Here is a 2,007-nt window from a genome sequence, read left to right on the forward strand (position 1 = left end):
CCAACAACCGATACTTTTTTTTTCATACAATATCGCTTCCTTATATTTTTAGTAAATATTTAACCAATTATCTTGATACATATATTTTTTTAGTTTTTCTTCCAACTTTTCCACATCAGATTTGTCATTTAAAACATGTAAACGACGATGACAGTTTGCACATACCCCTACTGTATTATAAATGGTATCTTCCCCACCATTTGACAGCCATTTTACATGATGAGATTCTAGATAAGGTTCCCCTTTCTTATCTTCAAAAGGTGCAGGCTGATTACATAATTCGCAAACACCTTTAGCGCGTTCTTTTGCATATTGCGCAACATATTCATCACGAACATACGTCTTAGTTGTAGTGTTTCTTATACTACATTTTACATTCGCTTTTTGCGCTCGCTCTTTTAAAGCATCACCTTTTAATTTTTCTGCCTTTTTTTGATTACTTACTCGTTGACTTTTAATAACGTCCTCTGGCACAGTAACATCCCCATTAATTAGCTCCAATGGGAAAATCCATACTTTCCTTTTTTGTTTTTCTTGGTCTTCTTGGATTTCTTGATATGGTATGCCTTGTAGTTTAACTCTTCCTCTAAAAAAGTGCTTATGGCTGGCAAATGTCTCAAATAAATAAACTTTTATATCAGTTTTATTTGATTCATGCAGGGTCTTATTTTGGTTGCTTTGTAAAGTCTGATCTCCCTTTTTTCCCATACCTGTATAATGTAATGTTTCTCCATCCCATCTATCATGATAAAGATCTTTTTCAATCTTCGTAAATAGAACTAGTGAATTAGTTGCATGAGATCTTCTCATCCCCTGATTATTATCACATTTAAATGCATCCATTATTTGCTGATTAGTATAGAATTTACCTATTTTAAAATTTAAATTTATTTTTTCTTCTATATTATTAAAAAAATTTATAACTTGCTCTAATTCATAGTTGCCTTTGCTTACTACTGGGAGTCCATTTTTCTCCAAAGCTCGAAGGGTTTCTCTCGATATATTAAAGTATTCCATAAGCTCTTGAGCATTTACGAATTTTTTCATTTTCAATTGCCTTCACCTAACTTTACCATATATTTCATTCATCTATTAACGTATCGTAACATTTTATCCCTGACAAGAGGTTGATTCATAAAATGTTTATCTTAATTTTTTTAATGCTTCTTATTAAAAATCATAAGTGTCAATTCCCCCTTCCAAACATCTCTTTTTTATTATATTATAATTATACAGAACGTACGTTCTTCATAATTATGAATGGAGTGAATTATTTTGTTTCAATCGCAACCCTATTACACTACACAACTCGAAGACTATATCCAGCACTTGTACCAATCCTTATCTATTTTTGTTCCTGAACAGATTGATATGATTGAGATTGCTAAAAAATTAAGTATTTGGCTTTATTTCGCTCCATTTGGAAGTCACGCTATTGAAAGAAATGGAATTGCTAGCTTGGTAATTGATAGTAGAAAAACRGAACGCGAGCATTGGGARGATTTCTCTCATGAACTTTGCCATATACTTTTACACTCTGGCAACCAACTATCTATGCCTAAAATGTTTTTAAACTATCAAGAAGCTAAAGCAAACAATTTTGCACTACAGTTTTGTATTCCAACTTTTATGCTAAGAAGACTCCCTGCTGCCCACTTAGAAACCTTATTTATTGCTGAAACGTTTAATGTCACACTTGAGTTCGCTAAAAGAAGGCTTCTGCACTATGAAAACCAATTACTTGCTAGTAAACTCCATCACACAATCTCCCAACATGCCACAATAATTCAGTAGCTATAAGGAGGAATTTACTTATGAAAGGATACTTTCACAAACGTGGAGAAAAATGGTCATTTACAATAGACATTGGTATTGATCCAATGACAGGCAAAAGAAAACAAAAAAGTAAAAGTGGATTTAGAACTAAAAAAGAAGCTCAACATGCTGCTGCAACTATGATTACAGAGATAGAAAAAGGAATTTATTTTGATGACAAACAATTAAGTG

At 32.2% G+C, this 2,007-nt stretch carries 3 protein-coding genes; 2 read left to right on the forward strand and 1 reads right to left on the reverse strand.

Features of this window, described 5'->3' with window-relative positions; genetic code table 11:
* Positions 1 to 48: 48 nt before the first annotated feature.
* Positions 49 to 1,047 carry an HNH endonuclease gene (locus AC1DJR_RS28000; protein WP_477004048.1) on the reverse strand — a complete coding sequence of 333 codons (999 nt, stop codon included), beginning with the start codon at positions 1,045 to 1,047 and terminating at the stop codon, positions 49 to 51.
* A gap of 228 nt (positions 1,048 to 1,275) precedes the next feature.
* Between AC1DJR_RS28000 and AC1DJR_RS28005 the strand changes: the two genes are divergently transcribed.
* Positions 1,276 to 1,794, forward strand: coding sequence for an ImmA/IrrE family metallo-endopeptidase (locus AC1DJR_RS28005; protein ID WP_131933046.1), 519 nt, complete (start codon positions 1,276 to 1,278; stop codon positions 1,792 to 1,794).
* A gap of 20 nt (positions 1,795 to 1,814) precedes the next feature.
* Positions 1,815 to 2,007, forward strand: a 193-nt coding sequence (locus tag AC1DJR_RS28010) for an Arm DNA-binding domain-containing protein (protein WP_477004049.1), incomplete at its 3' end; no start/stop codon positions are given.

The sequence above is a fragment of the Bacillus sp. 05T31 genome, assembly GCF_056396725.1.